Origin of the sequence: Pseudomonas sp. BCA17, from assembly GCF_004519405.1 — a bacterium.
GTDB lineage: Bacteria > Pseudomonadota > Gammaproteobacteria > Pseudomonadales > Pseudomonadaceae > Aquipseudomonas.
The window spans coordinates 442,670-462,600 of the sequence record NZ_SGWI01000002.1; the positions used below are offsets into that span (position 1 = coordinate 442,670).

Here is a 19,931-nt window from a genome sequence, read left to right on the forward strand (position 1 = left end):
CTCACATGACTTTCACTACAACTCCTCGTCGTCTCGCTAAAACCCTGGCTATCGCGGCCGGCTTGAGCTTCGTATCGATGTCGGCCTTCGCCGGTGGCGACGCCGCGCTCTACGGCCCGACCGCGCCAAAAGGTTCAAGCTTCGTACGGGTCTACAACGCTTCCAACCAGGAAGTCAGCGCCACCGTCGGCGCCACCAACCTGAGCGACGTAGCGCCACTGGCCAGCAGTGACTTCAGCTTCATGCCAGGGGGTGACTACAGCGCCAAGATCGGCAGCCAGACCGTGCCGGTCAAACTCGCCCCGGACCACTACTACACCCTGGTCAACAGCGGCAGCGGCCAGCCACAGTTGATCGAAGAACCACCGTTCAAGAACAAGCAGAAATCCCTGGTACGCGTGCAGAACCTCAGCGACAAGGCCCTGACCCTGAAAACCGCCGACGGCAAGACGGACGTCGTCCAGTCGGTGGCCGCCAAAGGCCGTGGCGAGCGCGAGATCAACCCGGTGAAAGTCAGCCTGGCGCTGTATGACGGCGACAAGAAAGTCGGCGACGTGAAGCCGGTCGCGCTGGAGCGGGGTGAGGCCGCGGTGCTGTACGTCACCGGTTCCGGTTCGAGCCTGTCGCCAGTGTGGGTAAAACGCCCCGTGTCGACCCGCTAACTATTTTCCGGACTGACTACCCACTGTAGGAGCGAGTGGTCAGTTCGGACCGAGACAAAAACAAGAGTGAAACGACAAACCTTCGTAGCTCTGACCCATATCGATTCAAGGAGAAACAGCATGATCCCAGTAATCCTTTCCGGTGGTAGCGGCTCACGTCTTTGGCCGCTTTCCCGTAAACAGTTCCCTAAACAATTCCTGGCCCTGACCGGCGAGCACACGCTGTTCCAGCAAACCCTGGAACGCCTGGTGTTCGAAGGCATGGACTCCCCGATCGTGGTCTGCAACAAGGACCACCGTTTCATCGTCAACGAGCAACTGGCCGCGCGTAAGCTCGAATGCCAGCGCATCCTGATGGAACCGTTCGGCCGCAACACCGCGCCGGCCGTGGCCCTCACCGCGATGATGCTGGTCAATGAAGGCCGCGACGAATTAATGCTGGTGCTGCCGGCCGACCACGTGATCGATGACCAGAAAGCCCTGCAACGCGCCCTGGCCCTGGCCACCGTGGCCGCCGAGCGTGGCGAGATGGTGCTGTTCGGTGTACCGGCGACCCGTCCGGAAACCGGCTACGGCTATATCAAGTCCACCAACGACTCACTGCTGCCCGAAGGCGTAAGCCGCGTGCAACAGTTCGTGGAAAAACCCGATGAAAAACGTGCCGTGGAGTTTGTCAAAAACGGCGGTTACTTCTGGAACAGCGGCATGTTCCTGTTCCGCGCCAGCCGCTTCCTCGAAGAGCTGAAAAAGCACGATCCGGACATCTACGACACTTGCGTGCTGACCCTGGAACGCAGTGCACAGGATGCCGACACCGTGACGTTCGACGAAGCCACCTTCGCCTGCTGCCCGGACAACTCCATCGACTACGCTGTGATGGAAAAAACCCAGCGCGCCTGCGTAGTGCCGTTGAGCGCCGGTTGGAGCGACGTGGGTTGCTGGGCCTCGCTGTGGGCGGTCAACGATAAGGACGCCAACGGCAACGTGAGCAAAGGCGACGTGGTGATCCAGGACAGCCGCAACTGCATGGTGCATGGCAACGGCAAGCTGGTGTCGGTGATCGGCCTGGACAACATCGTGGTGGTGGAAACCAAGGACGCGATGATGATTGCCCACAAGGACAAGGTCCAGGGCGTCAAGCAGATGGTCAACACGCTGAATGAGCAAGGCCGCAGCGAAACCCAGAACCATTGTGAAGTCTATCGTCCGTGGGGTTCCTACGACTCGGTGGACATGGGCGGACGCTTCCAGGTCAAGCACATCTCGGTCAAGCCGGGCGCATGCCTGTCGCTGCAAATGCACCACCACCGCGCCGAGCACTGGATCGTGGTCAGCGGCACCGCTGAAGTCACCTGCGACGAGAACGTGTTCCTGCTCTGCGAGAACCAGTCCACCTACATCCCGATTGCCTCGGTGCACCGCCTGCGCAACCCGGGCAAGATCCCGCTGGAAATTATCGAAGTGCAATCGGGCAGTTACCTGGGTGAAGACGATATCGAGCGGTTCGAAGATATCTACGGGCGCTCGACCCCGATTGAACGTGGCGTTTCGGTGAAAACTATCGCGCAGTAAAACAGTCGTACAAGAAGCCCTCGTCCAGCCGACTGCGTCCCCTATCCGCAGCCGGTTGGGCGGGGGCTTTTTCTTTGGGCTTTGCGTCGACGGCGAGGGCCAAATCGGCAGCAAACCCAGGCAACACCTGTTTCAAGCTGGCCAATCCCACCTACGCTTAAGTTAGGATGCTCGTTCCCTACTTGAGGTGGTCTCCATGTTCTTCGGCGTTCTCCTGATCATCACTTGGCTGATCCTGCTGCTGCGCTACCCCGCCAAGGCGCTGCCGGTCTCCCTCGCCGCCGCTGTCGGCCTGGGTTTCGTGGCGATCTGGGTGGTGTGGCTGGATAACCGCGAAGCCTCGCAACTGGCGCGTCTCGAGCTGCGTATCCTCTACGCGCCACAAGACTGCCAGGCTGACCGCCCGTTGAAGCTGACCTTGAAGAACACCAACGACGTCCCCCTGACGGAGTTGCGCTGGCGCGTGGCCGCCTATGCACCCGGCGATACGGTCAATCTGGCCGACAACGTCTACGCCGCTCCACGCTATCGCGGCCCCGGCGAGCTGCAGGCCGGTGAGACCTGGGAAGATTGCCTGCCCACACCACCGCTACGTCCCGGCTACCGCCCGCAAACCCTGGAATTTCGCGCCGAGCACCTGCAAGGCAGTTTCTCGGACTGACAAAGGACTGATCCATGCCCAACGTACTTATCACCGGTTGCTCTAGCGGCATCGGCCGCGCCCTCGCCGACGCATTCAAAGCCGCAGGCTACGACGTGTGGGCCAGTGCCCGCCGCCAGGACGATGTGGCCGGACTATCCGCTGCCGGCTTCAATGCCGTGCAACTGGACGTCAACGACAATGCCGCCTTGCAGCGCCTGGCCGAACAACTGGGCGAGTTGGACGTGCTGGTGAACAACGCGGGTTATGGCGCTATGGGCCCCCTGCTCGATGGCGGCACGGACGCGATGCAACGCCAATTCGAGACCAATGTATTTTCCATCGTCGGCGTGACCCAGGCCCTGTTCCCGGCCCTGCGGCGCAGCAAAGGACTGGTGGTGAATATCGGCAGCGTTTCCGGGGTGCTGGTGACACCGTTTGCCGGTGCGTACTGCGCATCAAAAGCCGCCGTGCATGCCCTGAGCGATGCACTGCGCATGGAATTGGCGCCATTTGGCGTGCGGGTGATGGAAGTCCAACCGGGCGCGATCAACACAAGCTTTGCCAAAAATGCCGGCGCCCAGGCGGAGCTGTTAATCAACGAACAATCGCCGTGGTGGCCGTTGCGGGACGGCATTCGCGCGCGCAGCCAGGCCTCCCAGGACAAGCCGACCCCCGCCAACGTTTTCGCGGCGGATGTGCTCAAGGCGGTGCAACAAAAAGAACCTGCGCGCCTGTTGCGTTCGGGCAATGGCAGCCGGGCGTTGCCGTTGATGGCTGCGTTGTTGCCCAAGGGCTTGCTGGAGAAGGTGTTGAAGAAGCGCTTCGGGCTGTCCGGTTCCCTCTAGCCCTTCATGGCCATGCCAGTGCCCTGTGGAATATCAATCGGCAAGTCAGCTTCTGCCTCGGCGCCGCCGCACTCAGTGCGCTGTTGTCGGCCTTGGATTGTTTCGCTACAACCTTCACGATAGCCGCAGCCTTGACCGTGCTGCCCTTCTTTGCAGTGTTACGCCTGGATACCTCCAGGGTCCGCGCACTGCTTCATCCTGCCAACGAGCGACAGCCATGAATGATTACAGTGTTTTTTTCGACGAAGTGATCCACACCCATATCCAGATCGAGCAATGGTTTGCCGGGGTTGCGCCTGAAGGCACGTTACAGAGCCTGCTCGCGCGTTTCTCGCCCGAGTTCAGCATGGTCGCACCCGCGACCGGCGCCAGGGTGAATGCCGCCGGGGTCAATGCGCTGTTCACACGCCTGGGCGGCATGCGCCCGGGTTTGAAAATCACCTTGAGCGAGATGGTCGGGATCGATCAACACGCGAACGGTGCGACTGTCACTTATCGCGAACATCAGATCGATGACAGCGGCACACAGACGGACCGCCGGGCCACGGTGGTGTTCGAGAAGCAGGCCGGTGGCGCGCTGCTATGGCGCCACCTGCACGAGACTTACTGCCAGCCGTGACCCTGCGGTCATTCATTACAGAGCAATACAATTTCGCTACAAACTTGAACGGGCGCATTGCGTAAAGTTGCGCCCTGATTCTTGACTCAACAATCACCTCGCTCCTATCCGGCTGGTCGTTGATCGAAGTCCGCGTCGATCCTCTAAAGCAGTCCTGGTACCTTCTGGGTGAACCTTATCAAGCCTTTTAACCAATCGCGCTCTTGCCGGACGCTATGCACATTGTCACTGGTGTTGATAGCGGTGACCGGCTGTTCAGTCGACCCGTTGCCCGCATTGAAGCCCACCCCACCCGAAGCCTGGCGCAATGCGCCGCCTCCCGGGTCGCCACTCAAACCCGACCTGAGCCAGTGGTGGCGCGCATTCAATGATCCCCAGCTCGATGCGCTGGTGGAGCGGGCACTGCAGAACAACCTGGATGTGGCCGCCGCCGTCGAGCGCCTGCGGGCCGCGCGGGTCTTGCGCGAGCATTCGCAATCGCCCTATCTCCCCACGCTGGGCATCAAGACGTACGATGCGATAAGCCCTGACACCAGCACGTCGTACTTCCTGATCGGCTTTGACGCGCAGTGGGAACTGCCGCTTTTTGGCGCCGGACAAAGCGCTGACCGTGTCGCCCAGGGCAATCAGGCGCTGGTCGTAGCCGACTTGCGCAGCGTCCAGGTGTCGTTGGTGGCTGAAGTGGTGCGCCAATGGATCGAACTGCGTTCGGCGCAACAGGCTGAACACGCCCTGATGACCCTGCGCGACACCCAGCGTGAAAAGCTGCAACTGTTGCAGGTGCGTGAGCAGCTCACCCTGGCCCCCCGGGTTGACGTGGCCGGCGCCGAGGCTGAACTGGCGCAGGCCGACATGCTGCTGACCGAGCCACGGCAACGGATCAACAGCCATGCGCAACAATTGGCGCTACTGACGGGGCAACCGGAACCCGACGCACACTGGCTGCAACCCGGCTCCCCGCCCACGCTTGGCCAATGGCAACTCAACGGCCTGCCGGCGGACCTGTTGCGCACACGTCCGGAGATTGCCGGCGCCGAGGCCAATGTATTGATAGCCGCCGGTGAACTGGGGCTGAGCCAAGCCGATATGTACCCGCACCTGAGCCTGGGCGCCTCGTTGCAGTGGTCGCTGAACATTGCCAGCAATCGCAAGCGCACGCCCAGCGGCAACAGCATTTTCTCGGCCGGGCCGGGGATCAGTATCCCGCTGTTCGACTGGGGCCAGCGAGCCGCCGCCGCCAAAGCCAGCAGTCATCAGATGCAGGCCGCCGTGCTGGCTTATCGGCAGGCGGTGCTGCAAGGCGTCGCTGAGGCCGAAATCGCGCTGGGTGACCTTGAGCAACTGCGTCTGCGCGAGCAATCGGCGAAACAGGTCTATGCCGCGCAACGGACACGCCTGGAGGCGGCACAACAGCGCGTCGACCTGGGTTTGATGAGCCCGCTGGAACTGACGGGCGCCCAGGTGGAAACGCTGCGTGCCCAGCAACAGGCCGACAGCGCGACCACCCAACGGGATGTCGCCTACGTCGCACTCTACAAGGCGCTCGGCGGCGCGCCTTTACCGGCGACAACGTTGAAGGATGCTGACTGATGGTGGCTCTTGCCCGTCTGACACTGGTCCATGAGTGGCGCCGCTTCCTGCCCGCGATGATCGCGGTAGGCTTCGCCGGTTTGCTGCAGTTGCTCCAGACGGCCCTGGTACTGGGCATCTTCGGCAGTGCCAGTGTGTATATCACCGGCTCCACGGCAGACCTTTGGGTCGGTTATCCCGGCACGCAAAGCGTCAACCTCGGGCGGCCGATCAATGCCGATGTAGAAATGCGCCTGCGCATGGATGCCGATATCCAGCGGGTGGAGTCGTTCCGCTGGGTGGATGCCGATTGGCGCGGTGCACGCGATACCGGTGGTGTGTCGGTCTACGTCTGCGGCATTGATGCCGGCCCCCACGGCCTGATGTTTGAACGGACCTTGCCCCCCCTGTTGCGTGCCCGCCTGGATGAGCCCGGCGCCGTGATCGTGGACCGCGCCGACCTGGACAGCCTGGGCGTCAAGCTGGGGGATAGCGCAATCATCAACGGCCAGCGCGTGCATGTGGTCGGCGTCACCAGCGGCATGCGTGCGCTGGGCGGGGTCAACGTGCTGGCATCGCTCTCCACGGCACAACAACTCGACGCCACCGCCACGGCGGACCGCATGACGTACCTGGTCGCCAAAGTGCGCGACCCGAGCCAGGCCGAAGCCGTTGCCGCGCGCCTGGGCGGCGGTGCCGGGTTCGGCAACTACGCAGTCTGGACCGCCCAGCAGTTCGCCCAGCGCTCGCAGATGTACTGGATGTTCGACACGGGCGCCGGTGCAGGCGTGTTGTTTCTGGCAGGCATCGTCTTTCTGGTCGGCGCCGTGATCACCAGCCAGACGCTGGTGGCCGCCATCATCGGTTCGATCCGCGAGTACGCAACCCTGAATGCCCTTGGCGTGGGGGTCAATGCCCTGCGCAAAGTGGTGATGGAACAGGCGTTCTGGGTCGGGGCGCTGGGGCTGCTCGGCAGTTCGGTGCTGGCGGGGCTGTTCTTTGTCATGGCGGCGCACTACAACGTGCCGTTGCAACTTTCGCCCAGCGCGGCTCTGGCGTGCGTGCTGCTGAGCATGATCCTGGCACTGGTGTCGGGCCTCGCGGCCATCCGCACGTTACGCCACGCCGACCCGGCAAGCCTTCTGAGATAACTGCCCATGAGCCTCTCGACATCGGCAACCGCCATCACGCTTCAAGCCCGCGGTATCAGCAAGTCGTTTACCTCGGGCCGGATCGTGACGCCTGTGCTGCACGATATTTCCCTGGCGATACGGCCAGGGGAACTGACCCTGATCTCAGGCCCGTCCGGTTGCGGCAAAAGTACGCTGCTGGCGATCCTCAGTGGTTTGCAACGCCCCGACCAGGGCAGCGCCACCGCATTGGGGCAGGACCTGGCAAGCCTGGATAACCAGGCACTCGAGCGTTTTCGCCTCAAGCACACCGGCTTTGTGTTCCAGGGTTTCAACCTGTTCCCGGCCCTGACCGCACTGCAACAGGTCGAACTGCCGTTGAGCTACCTGGGCCTGCCCCACCAAGAAGTACGCCAGCGCGCCATCACGGCCCTGGAAGAAGTCGGGCTCGGTGCGCGCATGAAGCTGCGCCCGGCCGAATTGTCCGGTGGCGAAAAGCAACGTGTCGCCATCGCCCGTGCCGTGGCCAAAGAGCCCGAACTGCTGTTCGCCGACGAACCCACCAGCGCGCTCGACGCCGCCAACGGCCATATCGTGATCGACATTTTGCACAGGATCGCACGCACACACGGGACCACGGTGCTGTGTGTCAGTCACGACCCGCGTCTGATCAACAGCTCCGACCGCGTGCTGAGCATGGAAGACGGCCGCATCCTGAACGATCACTTCCAACCCTTCCCACCCGCCGGACTGGCCGGTGCCCAGGAACATTCCGTATGAACTCGCGTTCGCTTCGCCCATGGCTGGTTCTGAGTAGCGCACTGTTGTTGCTCGCAGGTTGCTCCCGTGAAGATCAACCGGCAAACCCCGCCGCATCGGCCCCCAGCTACCTGGCGGTCGCCCGTGGCCGCATTGACGTGGAAGGCGGCCTGCTCAAGCTCGGCTTCACTTCCGACGCGGTGGTTAATGAGATCAAGGTAAAAGAAGGCGAGCAGGTCAAAAAAGGCCAACTGCTCGCTACCCTGGACAGCGAGCTGCAACAACTGGCGGTGGGTGCTGCACTGACCGGGCAACAACAGGTGCAGGTGCAAGCCAAACAACTGGCCAGGCAGCTCAAGTTCGCCGAACAGAAGGCCAAGCGCCTGACATTGGCCGCCGGAGCAGGCGCCGGCGACCAACAAAGTGCCGATGAGGCCCACGAAGCGGTCGAGCGGCTACGTGACGAGAGCGAAACCAATAAGGTGCAAGCCGACATCGCGACGAGAAAGCTCAACGCCGCACGCTACGAACTGACCCGGCGCAGCCTTCGCGCGCCCATCGATGCCGAAGTGGTCCGTCGCCTGATCCAGCCCGGCGCGGCGGTCTCCGCGCAGTCCGGTGCGGCCTTCGTATTGCTACCGAACCAGCCGCGTATCGTACGTGCCGAGCTGAATGAATCATTCGCCGGCGTGGTCACTCCAGGAATGAAGGCCGAAGTGACGGATGACGGCGGCAATGGTTCGGCACCGCTGTCTGCCCATGTGGTGCGCATCAGTGCGGTACTGGGCAACAGCACCCTTGAAGACGACGCCCAGGTGCGGGCCAACATGCGTACGGTCGAATGTATCCTGGCGTTCGACCAGCCCCCGCCGGCGTCACTGCGGGTCGGTCAACGCATGCTGGTGCGGTTCGGCCCGTAGGCGTGTGCCTGGGCAGGCCGTGCAACGCGGCCTGCTCAACGGGTCGTCGGGTTGACGATCACCGTGCAGGTGATGCCTGCCGCCAGCAGCACGCCTTGGGGCACCTCATCGATATGAATGCGCTCCGGCACCCGCTGGGCCAATCGTACCCAGTTGAAGGTCGGGTTCACATCGGCAATCAACTCGCGACTTTCGGGGTTGTCACGGTCATAGATACCCCGCGAGATGCTTTCCACGTGGCCCTTGAGCGTCTCGCCACTCATCAATTGCATATCGGCTTTGTCACCGACTTTGACGTGGGGCAGCTTGGTTTCTTCAAAGGTAAGCGCTCCATAAACCCCACATTCAAAACGCTTAGCGGATCCCGGATGCTGTGCTCCGATTCTCTCAGGAACCAGCTCGCCATGATGAGACCCGATGCCAAAGCCAAAAGTACCCCAAGCCGGCCGACTTCCGAAAATCCATCGGAGGCTTGGCTGTGCTGGTTGAGCTAGATATTAAAGTCGCAGTATTTGGCCCCGTGCTTTTCGTCCTCCTCAACAAGCCTCGAAACCGAGTGAAGATTCTGTATTGGGAGCGCAACAGCTTCTGCCTTTGGCTCAAGCTCCTCGAGTCCGAACGATTCAAAACATCGCCTGACGTCACCGACGAGGCGATCGTTCTGACCGTCCAGGAACTCAACTGGATGCTCGATGGCTTTGACCTCTGGCGCAACCGTCCTCATCAAGTTTTGACGCCGCGATTAGTAGCCTGATTCGGGATAATCCAGGGCATGAATTCCTTGCCCGAAAATCTTCCAGACGATCCCGTTCTGCTCAAGCAAATACTTGGGTAGCTGCTCGACGGTCGTCAGTTGGATAAGGGAAAGATTGTTCGGCTAGAAGAACAGAATGCCCTCCTGCTTCAGCGTCTGTTCGGACGTAATTCCGAGCAAACAGCTGATGCACCAGCACCGCAACTAGCCCTCGTCAATGAAGAAGAAAGCGTCGTCGAGCCTGTGGAGAAGCCTCTGATGAAGAGCTCGCTGCCCCGACCAGGCGCCGAGGCAAACGAAAGCCACTGCCCGCCGATCTGCCTCGCATTGAGATCATCCACGAATTTCCCGAACATGAACTGACGTGCATCTGCGACTGCCACAAACACACTATTGGCGAGGAAGTCAGCGAGCAGCTTGAAATCGTGCCGATGCAGATCCACGCCGGTCAGTGCTGACAAGCCGACTCAACTGATTGAAAAAAGCATGGCCAGCCCCAGTGTTCTGGCGATGCTGCTGACCACCAAGTACGTCGATGGACTGCCGTTTCACCATTTCGAAAATGGTAGCTGAGCGCACCACCCATATTGAAGTCGGTGGGGTTTATGGAGCGCTTACGTGTCTCCAACAAGCAACGGAAGTTGAGAATGGTAGTTTCGTCCGGGATTCGCTCCAGGCCCAATCCTGAAAACTGACGCAGGATGGTCGTCTCATACAGCGCTTCTTCCATTGCCGGGTCGCTGTAACCGAACCAGTTCTGCATCAGGTGAACACGCAGCATCGCCATCAGTGGATAGGCCGGACGACCGTCTTCACCCTTTGGATAATGTAGCTCGACCAGGGTAACCAAGCCCTTCCAGAGCACTACCTGATCCATCTCGATCAGGAACAACTCCTTACGGGTTTGCTTGCACTTACTGGCGTACTGGGCGTCAGCGAAGGTCATCTGTTTCATCATCGAAAAGCCCGGCAACTGGTGTTCGGAGATTTTGCCAAATTAGAAAGTCTTTTTCAGAGTGTCTCTAGATGCACTATCAAAGATCTACCACTCATCGGTTCTCCCCTCCTACCTGTCAACTTTGACAGTAGACGCCACCGGCACACTCATTAATATCTGAGCTGTAACTGAGCTGTTAAAAAATTCTCACTGGAGAAACAATATGAACAAGCCTGCCAGCGGTCTTCCCGGATACACACAAAACTTACCTCAAACTGGAAATGCAGTATTCAATAACTGGGTAACCCTTGATCCTCAAGGTACACGAGTTTTTAGAAGCTCACAGCCTTACTACAATGGTAATGTCGACACTCCTCCTTACTGGGACAGTGCTGCAGTTGCGATTTTACAACAATATGCTATAGCACTAGTAATCAGTCTAAACCACAATGCCCCCTATACTTTATTGGGATGTCTCGAACTGACCAACGCTGGCGTAATTCATGTTCATTTACCCGTTATGGACTTCGGAACTCCAACTAACCACGATCTGATCCTCGGCTGCACGGCGATCCAGGATGCGATAGCGAAAGGGCATAACGTTTTAATTCATTGTGGATTTGGTGAGGGTAGGACAGGCACCATGTGGACCGCCTGGCAAATTTACAACCTTCCCAGGAACGAGAGTTCGCGAGCGGAACTAAATGCTTTAATCGAAGCATCTACAGCAGAAACTGCCGGACAAGAAACGAGACTACGCCTATTCGCAAAAGAACTCGGCGTAGGCGAACCAGAACTTCCCGACCCAACCGACATAACACTCCCGCCCCCAGGAGGCAAGCCTGAGCTTTAGACTACATTACTCAAAACCCACACCCTAAACCTTTATACAAAAACAAACTTGCACATAACTAAAATTTATCTATAAAACATTAGAGTCGACGCCCTCCCCCATTATAATCGGCCGATCAATATCGGCCATTTTCTCGAACAATCACTGTGCAAGTAATCCCCGCCGCCAGTAACACTCCCTCCGGTACTTCATCAATATGAATCCGCACCGGCACCCGCTGGGCCAATCGCACCCAGTTGAAGGTCGGATTCACATCAGCAATCAACTCGCGACTTTCGGGGTTGTCACGGTCATAGATACCCCGTGAGATGCTTTCCACGTGGCCCTTGAGCGTCTCGCCGCTCATCAACTGCATATCGGCTTTGTCACCGACTTTGACGTGGGGCAACTTGGTTTCCTCGAAGAAGCCATAGACCCAGAACGAGTTCATATCCACCACGGCCATCTTGGCTTCGCCGATGCGCGCATAGTCGCCCCGATGCACATTGAGGTTGGTGACATAACCGTCGACGGCCGCGACCACTTGAGTGCGCTTCAAGTTGAGTTCGGCGGCTTCCAGTTGCGCCAATGCGTGCTGGTAATCGGCCAATGCCGAGTCGGCAATGTTGCTGGCGTCGTCACGGTTTTCCTTGGAGATCACCAGGGCGTCGAGGTCGGCACGGCGGTGGGCATTGACCTTGCGCATTTCCCAGGTGGCTTTACGCGAGGCCACCAGCGATTGCGCCTGTTTGACCGCGATGCGGTAATGCTCGGGGTCAATCTGCATCAGCAGGTCGCCCTTTTTAACCAGTTGGTTGTCACGCACCGGCACGTCCACCACTTCGCCGGTCACGTCGGCGGCGACGTTGATGATATCGGCGCGCACACGGCCATCGCGGGTCCACGGGGTTTGCATGTAGTGCACCCACAGCGTGCGGCCAATCCAGATGGCCAGGGCCAACACCAGCAAGGTCGCAAGCAGACTGAAAAACTTTTTCATCGGGGCATTCTCAACGGTAGACGGTCAGCGCCAGGGCGCCGAACAGGCAAACGAACAGGCTCAGGCGCAACAACGCCGGGTGCCAGAAAAAACGGTACAGGTCGAACCCGGCCAGGAAGCGGTCCACGCCCCAGGCCAGCCCCGCCGCGATCAGGAACATCAGGGTCATGGTCGGCATGTAGAGGCCGTGGAACGCGATTTCACGGGGCATGCGTGGCTCCTTGCGTGGCGCCTTTGAGCGCCGCCAGTGGTGATTGCGGGTCCAGCAGCGAGGTGCGGATAAAGTGCAGATAGCTTTTCACCCGGCGCAGGGCCGAGGTGTCGAAGTGCGGGGCGAAGGGTTCGTCGGTGGCTTGCACGCGACTGATGGCGTGGTCGACGGCAACCAGGCCACGCTCCAGGTTGCTCGCGCTGGGTTGCAGGAACAGTCGCACCAGCGAGCGGCCCATCACGCGTATCGCTTGGCGCCACGGCTGGGATTGGGCATACGCCGGGTGCACCGGCAGGATCGCCTGTTCCTTGCGCAACTCGATGATCGCGTGGCCGACTTCCAGCACCACGAACATCCAGCGCAGCAGGTCGCGCTGCACCTGCGGCTGACCGACAGCAAGGCCGTACGCCTGATGCAGCAGGTCACGGGTGCGGCTTTCAAAGCTCGACGCCAGGCCCTTGAGCTTGCCGCTGATCGCATACACCACTTGCTCGCGCAGGTCCTGCTCCAGGCGGCGCCACAGCCAGCGGCTGTTGGGCGGCAGAATGATCGCCCCCGCCGCCGCGCACACCAGCATGCCGATGACCATGGCGATGTAGTCGTTGATAAAGGTGTAGGGGTTGTAGATCGTGAGGTTGTCCGGCACCGAGCCGGTGCTGAAGAAGATCAGCAGGCCCACGCCCACGCCGGCGTATTGCGGGCGTGAAGCGAGGAACGCGCCGAAGATGATGACGGGGGCGAGCATCGTGCACAGCAGCGGGAAGCCGTCGATCCACGGGAATACGAAAAACATTTCGACGAAGCCCACCAGCGCACCGATCAAGGTGCCGCAGGCCATCTGGAAAGCCATGCGTTTCGGGTTGGGCGTGGCCGCGGACAGCCCGACCGTGGCGGCGGCGATCAAGGTCATGGTCGCGCCGCTTGGCCAGGCGGTGGCCACCCAGTAACTGCCGAGCACGACGAGAATGAACGACGCGCGAATTCCCGAGGCGGCGCAGGCCAGCCAGTTGGTTTTCGGCGTGTAGGGCTCGTCCCAGTCTTCCCGCGCGTGGCGGTGGTCGGCCAGGGAGGCGTGGGTCAACGCGTAGTTGTGCAGATCATCGACGAAGCGGTACAGCAACTCGTAGGCGGTGTGGAAATCCAACTGCTCGGCCTCAGTGGGTTCGCCCTCCTGGAAGGTCGCGCGCAGGCTGCGTACCTTGGCCGGCAGGCCGTCCTTATAGGCGCTCAGTTGGTTGGCCAGGCGAGCGGCGTCAGGGCTGGTAAGGGCGCGACCGGAAAAACCGTCGAGCACTTCGGCCAGGTCCTGCAAACCCGGCTTGATCGCCGCCACAACGTGATCGGCCTCATCCGTGCGCAGCCGCTCCAACAATTGGTGCAAGGCGTTAAAGCGAGTGGTGATGCTCATGAATTCGCTGTTGAGGCGGCTGAGGCGACCATTGCGCCGGCGCATATGCGGGTCTTCGAACACGGTGACGCTGCGCAGCCCCTCCAGGCCTACCGCTTCGGCGATAAAACGCACGTTACTGGCCTCGAAGCCTTCGCGCTGGCTGCGCCCACGCAGGCCATCGGTGACGAACAAGGCGAAAACGCCGAAACGCTGGTACAGGGCATTGCGCATCGCCGCGCTGGAGGTTTGCGGCAGGAACGCCGCGCTGACCAGCGTGGAACATAGAATGCCCAGGGAGATTTCCAGTACACGCCACACCGCCGCCATGAAGGCGCCTTCCGGATGGGCCAGGGCGGGCAAACCGACCATTGCCGCCGTGTAGCCCGCCAACACGAAACCATAGGCGCGAAAATTGCGGTTACGCGTCGCACCGGCGGTACAGATGCCGACCCAGATCGCCAAGGCGCCGAGGAACAGTTCGGTGTTCTGCGCAAACAGCGCGATCAGCAAGACCATCACCGCTGACCCCGCCAGGGTGCCGAGGAAACGGTAGAAGCTCTTGGCGAACACCTGGCCGCTTTGCGGTTGCATCACAATGAAGACGGTGATCATCGCCGTGCGCGGTTGCGGCAGTTCCAGGCGCATGGCCAGCCATAACGTAAGGAACGCGGCGATCAGTACCTTGAAGATGTAGACCCAGGTCACGCCGTCGCTGCGTGCCCAGTCGAAGAAACCACGGCGCCACTCAAGGGAATGCAGCCAGCGCAACGGTGCAGGCAAAGGAGTCATCACATCCTACTCAGTGGTCAAACACGGCGAGCGCCGCCGGGGTCTTGCTCGGGAGGGTTTTGGCCGGTTGCGGCACGTCGCCGCCAGCGCCGAGGCCGCCGCCCAGGGCGGTCACCAGTTCGGCGTGAGCACTCAAGCGCGCGGCCTGCACCTGTTGCTCGACCTGTTGCTGGCGGAACAGCAGGGTCTGGGCGTTCAGCACGTTGAGGTAATCCGTGAGGCCGCGCTGGTAGGCGATCATCGCGATGTCGTAGGTTTTCTGCGCCGAAGCCACCGACTGCGCGGCGAAGGCCGCCTGCTTGTCCATGGACTCGCGGCGGATCAACTGGTCGCTGATGCCTTTGAGCGCATTGACCAGGGTCTGGTTGTACCTGGCCACGGCGATGTCATAACCGGCGCTCGCCTCGCCCAATTGCCCACGCAGGCGACCACCGTCGAAGATCGGCAAGGTGATCGCCGGGCCGACGGTGTAGTTGAATTTCTGCCCACTGAGAAAACCCAGCATCGTACCGCCGGTGGCCATGTAGCCGAGGCTGCCGACCAGGTCGACGTTGGGGTAGAAACCGGCGTGGGCCACATCAATACCTCGAGCCTGGGCCGCGACCTGCCAGCGGCTGGCGACCACGTCGGGGCGCTGGCCGAGCAATTGCGCGGGCAGCGTGGACGGCAGTTTCAGCGGAGCGGCGAGGGACAGCGTCGGGCGCTGCAACGTCGCGCCCTCTCCCGGGCCTTTGCCGGCCAACGCCGCCAGTTGGTTACGGCTCAGGGCGATTTCTTCGTCCAGGGCGTCCAGTTGGCGGTGGGTTTCCGGCAGTGGGGTTTCGGCCTGGCTGACGTCGAAGTGCGTGCCGATGCCCGCGTTCAGGCGTTTGTTGGCCAACTCCAGGATTTGCTGTTGCTGGGCTAGCGTGGCGGCGACGATATCGCGGTTGGCGTAGTGCAGCGACAGCTGGATATAGGCGCGCACCACGTTGTTCTGCAGTTCGAGCTGGGCCTGGCGCGCCTCGGCGGCGCTCATGTGGGCCAGGTCGACAGCGCGTTCCGTGGTGTTGCTTTCACGGCCCCACAGGTCGAGCGCATAGCTCAGGCCCAGGGTGGAGCTGTTGTCCCAGGTGTTCGCGCCACTCAATTCGCCCGGGCCATAGAATTGATCCTTGGGCCAGTTGTGGCGCTTGAGGGTGGTGTCGCTGTTGATCTGCAACGATTCGGCCGACTCCGCCACCCCCGCCATGGCCCGCGCTTCACGCACCCGCGCGGCAGCCATGGCCATACTCGGGCTGTTTTGCGTGGCGAGTTCGACCCAACGGTTCAGCTGCGGGTCGTTGTAGGCTTGCCACCAATGGGCGGTGGGCCAGTGGGCGTCCTCGGCGGCGCTTTGGATGGCTTCGTCGGTGGCCAGGGTATTGGCATTGAGGACCTGGCCTTGTGGGGCGATTCCTCCGGTTCCGATGCAGCCGCTGATTGCTAACGATAAAGCCAAAACACTGAGAGTCTTCAGCTCTCTGCTGATGCGGCACGGCACGGCAAGCGAATTCCTGAGGTGGGTGATGCGGGGAAGGTGGCGCAATTCTAGGCGGCGGCATGCAGGACGATAAGCTGGCATTCCTGTGAATCTTTGTTACCGTTCAGGCGATAATCCGTTGGTAGGGATCACTGGACGGCGCAACTTTCTGTCACAATTTGTCATCTCCCTTGAGAACACTCCATGGACACTTTGCAAAACATGCGCGCTTTCAGTTGTGTCGCCGAAGCCGGCAGCTTTACCGCCGCCGCCGCGCAACTGGATACCACCACTGCCAACGTCTCGCGCGCGGTCTCCAACCTTGAGGCCCATCTGCAAACCCGCTTGTTGAACCGCACTACCCGTCGCATCGCGCTGACCGAAGCCGGCAAGCGCTATTTGCTGCGCTGCGAGCAGATCCTCGCCTATGTAGAGGAAGCCGAGGCCGAAGCCAGTGACGCCCACGCGCGCCCCGCCGGGCAGCTGAAAGTGCACACCATGACCGGCATCGGCCAGCATTTCGTGATCGACGCCATTGCCCGCTACCGCCGTACCCACCCTGACGTGACCTTTGACCTGACCCTGGCCAACCGTGTGCCGGACTTGCTCGACGAGGGCTACGATGTGTCGATCGTACTGGCCAGCGAGCTGCCGGATTCAGGCTTTGTGTCCCAACGCCTGGGCATCACCTACAGCATCGCCTGTGCCTCGCCGGATTACGTCAAGGCCAAGGGTTGCGCGCAACGCCCCCAGGATTTGCTCAACCATGCCTGCCTGCGCCTGGTCAGCCCGGTGATCCAACTGGATAAATGGACCTTTAATGGCCCCGAAGGCCAGGAAAGCGTGGCGGTCAACACCTCGCCGTTCCTGGTGAACTCGGCCGATGCGATGAAAACCGCGATCACCAGCGGCATGGGCGTCGGCCTGCTGCCGGTGTACGCCGCCATCGAAGGGCTGCGCAACGGCACGTTGGTACGGGTGATGCCGACCTACCGCTCGCAAGAGCTGAACCTGTACGCCATCTACCCTTCGCGCCAATACCTGGATGCAAAGATCAAGACCTGGGTGGAATACCTGCGCGGTTCGTTGCCGGAGATTCTCGCGGCGCATCAGGCGGAGTTGGCGGCGTACGAGTTGAGCGGCAGTGTGGGCGGTGTGCGCCTGGCGAACTGACAACCCGCGGCAGGAATGTTAGCGTGCTTGGCATTCTCCCGTAGTCGATGAGCCCGCCTGCAATGAAAAAGACCGTCCTCGCCTTCAGTCGTATCACCCCACCCATGATCGAACGCCTGCGAGAGGAGTTCGAGGTGATCGTGCCCGACCCCAAGCGCGGGGACATCAATGCTCAGTTCAACGAAGCCCTGCCCCACGCCCACGGCCTGATCGGCGTGGGCCGCAAGCTGGGCCGCGCGCAGCTTGAAGGGGCGAGCCAACTGGAAGTGGTGTCCAGCGTCTCGGTGGGCTACGACAACTACGACGTGCCCTACTTCAACGAGCGCGGGATCATGCTCACCAACACCCCCGACGTACTCACCGAAAGCACCGCCGACCTGGCCTTTGCCCTGCTGATGAGCAGCGCACGCCGCGTGGCTGAGCTGGATGCCTGGACCAAGGCCGGCCAATGGAAAGCCAGCGTCGGCGCGCCATTGTTCGGCTGCGATGTGCATGGCAAGACCCTCGGTATTGTGGGCATGGGCAATATCGGCGCGGCGATCGCCCGGCGCGGGCGGCTGGGTTTCAACATGCCCATCCTGTACAGCGGCAATAGCCGCAAGGTCGCGCTGGAACAAGAGCTGGGCGCGCAATTTCGCAGCCTGGACCAGTTGCTGGCCGAGGCCGACTTCGTCTGCCTGGTGGTGCCGTTGAGCGAAAAAACCCGTCATCTGATCAGCGCTCGCGAGCTGGGGCTGATGAAGTCCAGTGCGATCCTGATCAATATTTCCCGAGGGCCGGTCGTCGATGAACCGGCGCTGGTCGAAGCCTTGCAAAACCAGCGCATTCGCGGTGCCGGTCTGGATGTATATGAACAGGAGCCCTTGGCTGAATCCCCCCTGTTCCAACTGAGCAATGCCGTGACGCTGCCGCACATCGGCTCGGCGACGCATGAAACCCGCGAAGCCATGGCCAACCGTGCCCTGGACAACCTGCGCAGCGCTTTGCTGGGGCAACGTCCGCAGGATCTGGTCAACCCACAAGTCTGGAAGGGCTGACATAGATCCAATAGGGGGAGCGGCAGGTCCGAAACAAAATCCGGCTAAAGCCTGGCTCCCCCAAGTCGATAACGTTCTATAGATCACCCTCCCTGATCCACAGAAGGTTTTTATGTCCACCAACAAAGCCCGCGCAGACTCACTCTCGCTTCTGCTCTTTACCTTGCGCAGCGGCAAGCTGATGGCGATCAACCTGCTGAAAGTCAGTGAAATCATTCCCTGCCCGCCGTTGACCCGGCTGCCGGAGTCCCACCCCCACGTCAAAGGTATCGCCACCTTGCGCGGCGCTTCGTTGTCGGTGATCGACCTGAGCCGTGCCCTGGGTGAAATGCCCCTGCAGGACCCGGACGGCGGATGCCTGATCGTCACCGATGTGAGCCGCTCCAAGCAGGGCCTGCATGTGCAGGCGGTGAGCAAGATCGTGCACTGCCTGACGACCGATATCCGCCCACCGCCCTATGGCTCCGGTGGCAATCGTGCATTTATCACCGGCGTTACCCAAGTGGAAGGCGGGTTGGTGCAGGTGCTGGATATCGAGAAAGTCATTCACGGCATCGCCCCGGCCCCGATTGAAGCGGCGCCGACCGACCTGACCATGGAAGAAGCCGAAGTACTGGGCCATGCCCGCATCCTGGTGGTGGATGACAGCCAGGTTGCCTTGCAACAGTCGGTGCATACCCTGCGCAACCTCGGCTTGACCTGCCATACCGCACGCAGCGCCAAGGAAGCCATTGATGTGTTGCTGGAGTTGCAAGGCACAGACCAGCAGATCAACGTGCTGGTGTCGGACATCGAGATGTCCGAAATGGACGGTTACGCCCTCACCCGCACCTTGCGCGAAACCCCGGACTTCCAGCACCTTTACGTGCTGCTGCACACCTCTCTCGACAGCGCGATGAACAGCGAGAAAGCTCGCCTGGCCGGTGCCAACTCGGTATTGACCAAGTTCTCCTCGCCAGAGCTGACCAAATGCCTGGTGATCGCCGCACAGAGCGTGGCGCAAAACGGCCTCTGAAGCATGAGTGCGTTCTTCCAGCTGCTGCGCCGTGACCTCACGGGCAGCCTGCCCGCGCCGCAGTGGCCGAGGGATATTCTGCTGGATCATTACCGCGCCGAACTGGCCCCGGCCATCCATTCGGTCTTGTGCCTGACCCAAGGCCAGGGCGGTGGCCGCGTGGCCAACCTGGAGAAATGGCAACACCAGTTCGTCACGGACGCCGAGTTCGACCCGACGCTGTGCCTGGTGGCCAGTAACGGCACCGGCGTACTCGGCGTGGCTCAATGCTGGACCAGCGCCTTTATCAAGAACCTGTCTATCCACCCCAGCGCCCAAGGCCAGGGGCTGGGCCGGGCGCTGTTGCTGCATACCTTTCAGGTGTTCAAGCAGCGCGGCGAACCCTATGTGGACCTCAAGGTGCTGGAGAGCAACCTCCGCGCGCGGCAGTTATATGAAAGCGCAGGCATGAAATTTGTCCTGCGCGGTGAAGTTTCAGAGGCCTGACAGGCGCTGGCGTGTAACTTGCTTCAAGAGAGCCCGAGCGGTGGATAGAGGTAAAAACCCGTCATCGTCCTGCGTGCCCTCTTACCT

General features: G+C 61.1%; 19 protein-coding genes and 4 pseudogenes. 17 read left to right on the forward strand and 6 right to left on the reverse strand.

From position 1 onward, the window contains the following. The first annotated feature begins 5 nt into the window (after positions 1–5). The 10 genes and pseudogenes from EXW71_RS10880 to EXW71_RS10925 all read left to right on the forward strand — a co-directional run bounded on the left by EXW71_RS10880 (position 6) and on the right by EXW71_RS10925 (position 8,719). Positions 6–662, forward strand: coding sequence for an alginate O-acetyltransferase AlgF (locus EXW71_RS10880; RefSeq protein WP_134658550.1), 657 nt, complete (start codon positions 6–8; stop codon positions 660–662). 120 nt (positions 663–782) lie between these two features. Continuing rightward, positions 783–2,234 carry a mannose-1-phosphate guanylyltransferase/mannose-6-phosphate isomerase gene (locus tag EXW71_RS10885; protein WP_134658552.1) on the forward strand — a complete coding sequence of 484 codons (1,452 nt, stop codon included), beginning with the start codon at positions 783–785 and terminating at the stop codon, positions 2,232–2,234. A gap of 196 nt (positions 2,235–2,430) precedes the next feature. Then, a complete protein-coding gene (locus tag EXW71_RS10890) occupies positions 2,431–2,895 on the forward strand; it encodes a multidrug transporter (protein WP_134658554.1) in 465 nt (154 codons plus the stop codon). Between the two features lie 14 nt (positions 2,896–2,909). Then, a complete protein-coding gene (locus tag EXW71_RS10895; RefSeq protein WP_123714662.1) occupies positions 2,910–3,722 on the forward strand; it encodes an SDR family oxidoreductase in 813 nt (270 codons plus the stop codon). Between the two features lie 8 nt (positions 3,723–3,730). Next, positions 3,731–3,943: pseudogene (locus tag EXW71_RS29065) on the forward strand (MFS transporter); the annotation flags it as partial. Then, on the forward strand, positions 3,940–4,341 hold the full coding sequence (locus tag EXW71_RS10905) for a DUF4440 domain-containing protein (RefSeq protein WP_134658556.1): 402 nt from the start codon (positions 3,940–3,942) through the stop codon (positions 4,339–4,341). The pseudogene EXW71_RS29065 and the gene EXW71_RS10905, both read left to right, overlap by 4 nt. Before the next feature lie 243 nt (positions 4,342–4,584). After that, the gene (locus tag EXW71_RS10910; protein WP_256657116.1) at positions 4,585–5,931 is read left to right on the forward strand and encodes an efflux transporter outer membrane subunit; all 1,347 of its coding nucleotides are present in this window, start codon (positions 4,585–4,587) and stop codon (positions 5,929–5,931) included. Next, positions 5,931–7,061 (forward strand): FtsX-like permease family protein, encoded by a 1,131-nt coding sequence (locus EXW71_RS10915; RefSeq protein ID WP_134658560.1) that lies wholly within the window; start codon positions 5,931–5,933, stop codon positions 7,059–7,061. Before EXW71_RS10910 ends, EXW71_RS10915 begins: the two co-directional genes overlap by 1 nt. A 6-nt stretch (positions 7,062–7,067) precedes the next feature. Further along, positions 7,068–7,820, forward strand: a complete 753-nt coding sequence (locus tag EXW71_RS10920) for an ABC transporter ATP-binding protein (RefSeq protein WP_134658562.1) — start codon at positions 7,068–7,070, stop codon at positions 7,818–7,820. Then, the gene (locus tag EXW71_RS10925) at positions 7,817–8,719 is read left to right on the forward strand and encodes an HlyD family secretion protein (RefSeq protein ID WP_134658564.1); all 903 of its coding nucleotides are present in this window, start codon (positions 7,817–7,819) and stop codon (positions 8,717–8,719) included. Before EXW71_RS10920 ends, EXW71_RS10925 begins: the two co-directional genes overlap by 4 nt. Before the next feature lie 35 nt (positions 8,720–8,754). On the opposite strand, the pseudogene EXW71_RS10930 reads toward EXW71_RS10925, so the two are convergent. Then, a pseudogene (locus EXW71_RS10930) lies at positions 8,755–9,060 on the reverse strand (efflux transporter periplasmic adaptor subunit); the annotation flags it as partial. Positions 9,061–9,197: 137 nt separating this feature from the next. On the opposite strand from EXW71_RS10930, the gene tnpB reads away from it, so the two are divergent. Together tnpB and EXW71_RS10940 are read left to right on the forward strand one after the other, a co-directional pair. Further along, positions 9,198–9,473 carry an IS66 family insertion sequence element accessory protein TnpB gene (tnpB, locus tag EXW71_RS10935; protein ID WP_256657115.1) on the forward strand — a complete coding sequence of 92 codons (276 nt, stop codon included), beginning with the start codon at positions 9,198–9,200 and terminating at the stop codon, positions 9,471–9,473. An 81-nt stretch (positions 9,474–9,554) separates the two neighbouring features. Further along, positions 9,555–10,034 (forward strand): annotated as a pseudogene (locus EXW71_RS10940) (IS66 family transposase); the annotation flags it as partial. Positions 10,035–10,095: 61 nt separating this feature from the next. Here the strand turns inward: EXW71_RS10940 and EXW71_RS10945 are convergent. Continuing rightward, positions 10,096–10,428: pseudogene (locus tag EXW71_RS10945) on the reverse strand (transposase); the annotation flags it as partial. Between the two features lie 205 nt (positions 10,429–10,633). On the opposite strand from EXW71_RS10945, the gene EXW71_RS10950 reads away from it, so the two are divergent. Further along, complete coding sequence (locus EXW71_RS10950) at positions 10,634–11,263, forward strand: dual specificity protein phosphatase family protein (protein ID WP_134658566.1); 630 nt, start codon at positions 10,634–10,636, stop codon at positions 11,261–11,263. 115 nt (positions 11,264–11,378) lie between these two features. Here the strand turns inward: EXW71_RS10950 and EXW71_RS10955 are convergent, their stop codons facing one another. Genes EXW71_RS10955 through EXW71_RS10970 form a run of 4 tightly spaced genes read right to left on the reverse strand, consistent with a single transcriptional unit; the run spans position 11,379 to position 16,154 of the window. Continuing rightward, the gene (locus tag EXW71_RS10955) at positions 11,379–12,242 is read right to left on the reverse strand and encodes an HlyD family secretion protein (protein ID WP_134658568.1); all 864 of its coding nucleotides are present in this window, start codon (positions 12,240–12,242) and stop codon (positions 11,379–11,381) included. A gap of 10 nt (positions 12,243–12,252) precedes the next feature. Then, positions 12,253–12,453: a DUF1656 domain-containing protein gene (locus tag EXW71_RS10960; RefSeq protein WP_060753889.1), complete on the reverse strand. Its 201-nt coding sequence runs from the start codon at positions 12,451–12,453 to the stop codon at positions 12,253–12,255. Then, positions 12,443–14,632 (reverse strand): FUSC family protein, encoded by a 2,190-nt coding sequence (locus tag EXW71_RS10965; protein WP_134658570.1) that lies wholly within the window; start codon positions 14,630–14,632, stop codon positions 12,443–12,445. Before EXW71_RS10965 ends, EXW71_RS10960 begins: the two co-directional genes overlap by 11 nt. Positions 14,633–14,642: 10 nt before the next feature. Continuing rightward, positions 14,643–16,154, reverse strand: a complete 1,512-nt coding sequence (locus tag EXW71_RS10970) for an efflux transporter outer membrane subunit (protein WP_134658572.1) — start codon at positions 16,152–16,154, stop codon at positions 14,643–14,645. A 183-nt stretch (positions 16,155–16,337) separates the two neighbouring features. On the opposite strand from EXW71_RS10970, the gene EXW71_RS10975 reads away from it, so the two are divergent. From EXW71_RS10975 to EXW71_RS10990, 4 genes are all read left to right on the forward strand, one after another. Beyond that, entirely contained in the window at positions 16,338–17,306 is a 969-nt protein-coding gene (locus EXW71_RS10975; protein WP_123714652.1) for a LysR family transcriptional regulator, read from the forward strand. Positions 17,307–17,368: 62 nt separating this feature from the next. Further along, positions 17,369–18,343, forward strand: a complete 975-nt coding sequence (locus EXW71_RS10980) for a D-glycerate dehydrogenase (protein ID WP_123714651.1) — start codon at positions 17,369–17,371, stop codon at positions 18,341–18,343. A 112-nt stretch (positions 18,344–18,455) separates the two neighbouring features. Beyond that, the gene (locus EXW71_RS10985) at positions 18,456–19,358 is read left to right on the forward strand and encodes a chemotaxis protein CheV (protein ID WP_134658574.1); all 903 of its coding nucleotides are present in this window, start codon (positions 18,456–18,458) and stop codon (positions 19,356–19,358) included. 3 nt (positions 19,359–19,361) lie between these two features. Continuing rightward, positions 19,362–19,844 (forward strand): N-acetyltransferase, encoded by a 483-nt coding sequence (locus EXW71_RS10990; RefSeq protein WP_134658576.1) that lies wholly within the window; start codon positions 19,362–19,364, stop codon positions 19,842–19,844. Positions 19,845–19,931 lie beyond the last annotated feature (87 nt).

Excerpts from the sequence above, each read along its gene's own strand:
- EXW71_RS10905 (WP_134658556.1), top strand. The coding sequence starts at position 3,940 with ATGAATGATTACAGTGTTTTTTTCGACGAAGTGATCCACACCCATATC.
- EXW71_RS10990 (WP_134658576.1), top strand. The coding sequence starts at position 19,362 with ATGAGTGCGTTCTTCCAGCTGCTGCGCCGTGACCTCACGGGCAGCCTG.
- EXW71_RS10950 (WP_134658566.1), top strand. The coding sequence starts at position 10,634 with ATGAACAAGCCTGCCAGCGGTCTTCCCGGATACACACAAAACTTACCT.
- EXW71_RS10985 (WP_134658574.1), top strand. The coding sequence starts at position 18,456 with ATGTCCACCAACAAAGCCCGCGCAGACTCACTCTCGCTTCTGCTCTTT.
- EXW71_RS10925 (WP_134658564.1), top strand. The coding sequence starts at position 7,817 with ATGAACTCGCGTTCGCTTCGCCCATGGCTGGTTCTGAGTAGCGCACTG.
- EXW71_RS10895 (WP_123714662.1), top strand. The coding sequence starts at position 2,910 with ATGCCCAACGTACTTATCACCGGTTGCTCTAGCGGCATCGGCCGCGCC.
- EXW71_RS10965 (WP_134658570.1), bottom strand. The coding sequence starts at position 14,632 with ATGACTCCTTTGCCTGCACCGTTGCGCTGGCTGCATTCCCTTGAGTGG.
- EXW71_RS10975 (WP_123714652.1), top strand. The coding sequence starts at position 16,338 with ATGGACACTTTGCAAAACATGCGCGCTTTCAGTTGTGTCGCCGAAGCC.
- EXW71_RS10955 (WP_134658568.1), bottom strand. The coding sequence starts at position 12,242 with ATGAAAAAGTTTTTCAGTCTGCTTGCGACCTTGCTGGTGTTGGCCCTG.
- EXW71_RS10880 (WP_134658550.1), top strand. The coding sequence starts at position 6 with ATGACTTTCACTACAACTCCTCGTCGTCTCGCTAAAACCCTGGCTATC.
- EXW71_RS10920 (WP_134658562.1), top strand. The coding sequence starts at position 7,068 with ATGAGCCTCTCGACATCGGCAACCGCCATCACGCTTCAAGCCCGCGGT.
- EXW71_RS10915 (WP_134658560.1), top strand. The coding sequence starts at position 5,931 with ATGGTGGCTCTTGCCCGTCTGACACTGGTCCATGAGTGGCGCCGCTTC.
- EXW71_RS10885 (WP_134658552.1), top strand. The coding sequence starts at position 783 with ATGATCCCAGTAATCCTTTCCGGTGGTAGCGGCTCACGTCTTTGGCCG.
- EXW71_RS10960 (WP_060753889.1), bottom strand. The coding sequence starts at position 12,453 with ATGCCCCGTGAAATCGCGTTCCACGGCCTCTACATGCCGACCATGACC.
- EXW71_RS10980 (WP_123714651.1), top strand. The coding sequence starts at position 17,369 with ATGAAAAAGACCGTCCTCGCCTTCAGTCGTATCACCCCACCCATGATC.
- EXW71_RS10890 (WP_134658554.1), top strand. The coding sequence starts at position 2,431 with ATGTTCTTCGGCGTTCTCCTGATCATCACTTGGCTGATCCTGCTGCTG.